This window comes from Devosia sp., assembly GCF_028290625.1.
GTDB lineage: Bacteria > Pseudomonadota > Alphaproteobacteria > Rhizobiales > Devosiaceae > Devosia.
Window position 1 is genome coordinate 1 of record NZ_JAQGJM010000051.1, and the last position, 5345, is coordinate 5345.

Below are 5345 nucleotides of genomic sequence, written 5' to 3' on the forward strand. Positions count from 1 at the left end.
CACCGTCAATCGAAAGTCGCGACCTTAATCTGCGCGCATGGGCTGTAACCTTGAAAACCACTTTGGCTTCACTCTCGCCGTCTTTAAATGCTGCCTTTTGCTGCACCAGAATATGCCCGGTTTCGTCGCTTGCGGAAATCGTTATATCCGTCTTTTCCTTATCGATACGGCGCACAGTGACGGTCAAAGTGTCCTGTGCAGCCTCAGTCGGAATTAACAAGCGCGGACCATTTCCGTCTTTATCCCTGACGAGAGTTAAATCGGTTTTATCTTTCAACACCCTGATCATTGACGCCGCATCTTCATCATCGACACCGTCACTCAGCAATAACGCCGACGGCTTGCTCCCGCTCATGGCCGCGACCGCTTCGGCCACCGCCTTATGATCGGGTGCCCAGGCCTGCGGTTTCATATCCTTCATCATCGCCCGCGCCTCATTCGGGGTCATCGCAGCAGATATACGCGGCGGCGTCCCATCCGGACTTGCCGCAGTAGCCAACATAATAATCGGGCGGTTCTGTTTCTCGGCGCGGTCAATCACCCTGTCCATTTCAGTAATACGGTGAGGCCAGTTACGCGCCGCCGCCCAGCCATTATCAATGACCAGCATCACCGGCCCCTGACCTTCCAACACGGCATCCGGATTCCATTGCGGTTGCGCCAGCGCAATAATCACAGCTGCTGCTGCATTCACACGCAGCAGTTTCTGCCATAGCGGCATTTTCAGCGGCTTGGTTTCTTTAATAACGATTTCGCGTGCAATAGCCAGCCACGGGAAAAAAACTTCGAGCGGCTTACGCGGCATGCTGCGGCTTAAATACCAGAGCGGCCCAATCACGGCCAGACCGCCAAGCATTAGCGGCGTACCAAACCCCATCGACCCAAACGCTGCCAGACCGCCCACAGTCGCGGCGGCAATGCCCGTTCCAGCTATCGCAACGGCATTAAAGGTAGATGTCAGATCGCGTTTTTTATTTGCCATGTTCTCGCCTGTCCTACAATGCCGGGCCATCGGTATTACGATCAACGCCGGGAACTGGCTCAGGCTTTTTCTTCTTGCCGCCCTCACTGCGATAAGCAAGCAGGAGCAGACTGAAGAACGCGCCATAACTGACCAGCGGAGGAATTCCGTTTCGGTCAATGCCTCTTAGCTGACTCGCTTTCGTCAATCTTATCCCGGTGAAATCGTCGCCGCGTGCAGATTTATTGTCCTGTCCAGGCTCAATCGCAGTGACACGCGGCACCACAAAATTCCCGCTACCATCATGCAGGAAACGCGTCGACCCGCTACTCAGACCGGCAATCGGATTCAATTTTTCCGCCGTAGCAACAATCGATGAAAATTCTTTCGGATTAGGCTGTCCTACATTTAGGACAACAGGCGGCTTATTGCCCTGTACGGCCGTATATAATCCCGGTTCGTCAACCGGTACCGACGCGCGCCACAACCCTGGCCCTGCCGCCTGAAAAGCGACTGCAAGGGATTTCCCGGAAGGTGTACGGAGCATAACCGGCGAACTCTTGTCCGCCATCGTCTGTTGCTCGATGATCAGCTGAGTGCCCTCTTTAGAGGCCGAAAGCCGGAGCACCTCTTCCTCCATAGCCGGGTTTTTCAGCAACCAGCGCGACATATTGGTCATCAGCGGGCTATAGGGTCCGCCACCATCATGGCCGGCCGCCCATAACCACATCTGATCTGACATGATCATCGCCACACGGCCTTTTTCTTTACGGTCAAGAACGATCAAAGGCTTTTTCTGTGCCCCCTCCATCAGGACCGTACCTGTACGGTTCTGGCCACTCGGCATATTATACCAATGCCCCCACGGTGTTTCAGTCGGAAGACTGCGCGTCACCGGATGCTTCGCTCCGTCCGGTGTCATTTTCGGCACATAAGCTTCCTCAGAGACAATCCCGTCCGGCACCACCGGCAAAAGGTCGCCGATAGAACTCTGGAACACGCTGCTGTCATTCGCATATTCGGGGCCGTTGATTACCAGCAACGATCCGCCTTCCCGTACATAGCTGGCAATATTGTCAAAATAAGGCGGGGGGATAACGCCCGTATTGTTGAAATGATCAAGAACAATAACGTCGTATTTCTGAATATTGTTTTCAAAGATATCCGTCATTGGTAAAGCCGTGGTATTGAGTTCCTCGGTCGGCGTATCATCCTCGCTCATCAGATTACGCAGTGTAGTAAAATGAATCACTGTGTTATCGGGATCGGATTTGAACAATTCACGCAACATCCGCAATCCTGAACTTGGCGCACCAGATACGATCAAAACATTGAGCTCTTTCGCCTTGCCGCGAATTTCCGTCGCCGCATTGTTATTAAGCGCCGAAATCTCTCCGGGAACCGGGTCGGTCTTTATCTGGATCGTATTCACGCCAGCATGCGGGATTTTCAATTTTACATCGGTGATTTGTCCGGCGATGACGGTCTTCGCCATCTTTTCTTCGCCGTCAAGACTGATCGAAACTCGTACCTGCGCACCGGCTTTGGCACCATCGTCTGCAACATGAAAGGAAATACTTTCCTCTTCATTGACCACGCCGTATAGCGGTGCCTTATCAATCACGATACGGCGATCAAACTCACCCTGTTTTCCTGTGATTAATCCATGTACCGGAATGTTTGGTCCCAGCGAACTGATGTCAACCGGAACATCATGAATCTGTCCGTCAGTAATAAAATAAACGGCACCAAGACGTTCGCGCGGTACCTTGCTCAACTCTTCCGTCAGCGCGGAAAATAAATTAGTCCCATCCACCATCGCACCCGGTTTCGATGCCCCCGCTTCGCGCTTGTGAATGACAAGACCGGTCTTTTGATTCAATTGGCGCTCAAGATCCTGATACGCCCTATCTGTGTCCTGCTGTCGCTCGCCAATACTCTGGCTCGGCGACTTATCAACAATGATGATAACATCTGTCGGCAATATATCGCGGCGCTCGGTCACCTGAAGCGGATTGGCCAGGGCGGTGAGCAGCACGACCCCCGCACCGGTACGCAGCGCCGTCGTTACCGGCATTTTATTTCTAAAGCCCGCTACAGCCGCAGCCGCAAACAAAACTCCAAGACCTAAAATTAACGGATAGGGAACTACCGGATCATTCAATGTAATATTGGTGAGAGATGGCGCAGCTGCAGTGCCCGTTGTGATCGTCTGGGGTGCAGGACTTGATCCGGGTGCCGTTTGCGCAAAGGCAGAAGATGACAATGCTGCACCCGTTACAAGTGCCGCAGCCGCCATTTTCGCAAATGAATCACGGAGCTTTATTCCCAAAGTCTGAAACCTGTTCTTATTTTATTTATATTATGTCTAGGCTCTGGCGCGTAACCTGTCAAGTTAACGACAGCATCATTCTCTCCTTATTTTGAACTGGGCTGTCTAAGCCCTTTAACCCCCTTTGCCCGTCCGCGCGGCATGTCCTGCCTGATTGACCGCCTGAATGTTATGCAATATAGATGGATAAAATCGTAAAAAGAATTGTACAGGGACATCATGGATTTCAAAAAAACCACCGCCGGTTTATTGCTGGCCAGTTTTGCTGGCCTGTCAGTTTCGCAAACTGCACCAACTGCGGCACCAGCGGCAAACCCGCCCACCCTGAGCGCCGCCGCCCGCGTCAACGCCGCGAAATATGCAGCACACCCGCATCTGGCCTTTATCCGCACCGGTAATGCCGCAGTTGATGACGCTTCGCTGCGGGGTATCACAGCGCTCAAGGAAAAACTCAATGATCTGACCACTCTCAATGCTGAAATTGTTGCGGTGGATATTGAACGCGATGATATTTCACTTTTTCCGATGATCTACTGGCCGATCAATCCAAATTCCCCTGCACTTTCCAATGGGGCGCAGCGCAAAGTACAAAAATATCTGCAAATGGCCCCTGCCCATCTCATCATCTTCGATATCAATAATTCAGGAAAAGGTTTGGGGAACAAAGAAAGCCTTAACCGCGTCCTCGGTAATGTCACGCTGCGCCGTCTGGATAAAGTCGGTGAAGGCCACCCACTCACTAAAACTTTCTTCAAACTCAATCATCTGCGTGGCACCTTCGATTATAATGCCAATGTACTGGTCGAAGAATCCGGCCCTGTCGGGTCGGAAATCGTATCATCGGTGATTATTGGTGAAAACAACTGGGCCGCTGCCTGGGCAGGTATGACACTGGCTAAAGGCTCACCCGAGCAGGACCAATCCCTGCGCGCGGGCGTCAACTTCGCCATGCTGGCCCTGACTGGCAATTACAAAGCCGATCAGGCACTCATTCTGGCCAAGCCAAAAGAGCCGGAAAAGAAATAGTTAGCCAGCAAACTATTTCGGCGCCAGACCGACATCGACCATGACTTTGTTAAAGACATTCTCAAATCCATCGTGACGCGTGGCATGGCTTAAAACGACGCGGTGATTAAGAACTGCCGGAGCAACACGACGGACATCCGATATTTCAACTCTTGTCCGCCCTTCGACGAGCGCGAGTGCTTTTGACGTACGGATGAGCGCCGTCAGAGCACGTGTACCAGGATCAACAAGAACCCTGTCTTTGACCTCCTGTGGCGCAGTCGCTTCATCCGGCCGCATATTGCGGATCAAAGCAAGACACCGTCTCGCAAGATCATCACCGATCTCGACATCATCAACCAAATCCATAATTTCAGGCAAACGCGCAGAATCGAGCACAGCCGGAATCGATGCTTTTTTACCGCCTTTGCGGGCCAACGCTATTTTTAGCTCAGTCTCTGCATCAGGCCGCTCAACAAAAATACAAACCGTAAACCGATCCTCTTGCGCAGACGGTAACGGATAAGTCCCGGCATCATCTTGCGGGTTTTGGGTTGCCACCACAAAGAATTCACCTGACAGAAGGCGGGATTCGCCGTCAATAGTAACTTGTTTTTCTTCCATGGCTTCAAGCAACGCTGACTGCGCCTTGGGGCTTGCGCGGTTGATTTCATCGACGAACAGGATTTTAGAAAAAACAGGGCCTTTGATAAATTTGAGATCGCCCGTTTTCTGGTCATATACCATTGATCCGGTAATATCGGCAGGCATCAGATCAGGCGTCCCTTGCACACGCCGAAATTCTTCACCCAAGCCCTGGGTCATAGCAGATGCCAGAAAAGTTTTACCGCTTCCCGGCAAACCTTTAAGGGACAAGTGACCACGTGCAAAATAACAGGCTACGCTGAGCTTCACTACCTCGGACTGACCCAAAACTATTTTCTCAATCGCAGCAATATAGCGAGCGGAGTCCTCAGACGCAGCTTTCAAACGCTCTGCCAGGCTTTTTTCAATAGATGATGCACTGGAATTATTTTCCATTTTCAG

Annotated in this window: 4 protein-coding genes; 1 reads left to right on the forward strand and 3 read right to left on the reverse strand. The window is 51.8% G+C overall.

What is annotated here, in order from left to right:
* The coding region (locus JWR51_RS23760; protein ID WP_299753592.1) for a BatA domain-containing protein at window positions 1-982 on the reverse strand (982 nt) is incomplete at its 3' end.
* Between the two features lie 13 nt (window positions 983-995).
* Complete coding sequence (locus JWR51_RS23765; protein WP_299753594.1) at window positions 996-3293, reverse strand: hypothetical protein; 2298 nt, start codon at window positions 3291-3293, stop codon at window positions 996-998.
* Between the two features lie 219 nt (window positions 3294-3512).
* Between JWR51_RS23765 and JWR51_RS23770 the strand changes: the two genes are divergently transcribed.
* Complete coding sequence (locus tag JWR51_RS23770) at window positions 3513-4319, forward strand: DUF4159 domain-containing protein (RefSeq protein WP_299753596.1); 807 nt, start codon at window positions 3513-3515, stop codon at window positions 4317-4319.
* Between the two features lie 12 nt (window positions 4320-4331).
* Here JWR51_RS23770 and JWR51_RS23775 read toward each other — a convergent pair.
* A partial coding sequence (locus tag JWR51_RS23775; RefSeq protein ID WP_299753598.1) for a MoxR family ATPase occupies window positions 4332-5345 on the reverse strand: 1014 nt, incomplete at its 5' end.

Excerpts from the sequence above, each read along its gene's own strand:
- JWR51_RS23770 (WP_299753596.1), top strand. The coding sequence starts at position 3,513 with ATGGATTTCAAAAAAACCACCGCCGGTTTATTGCTGGCCAGTTTTGCT.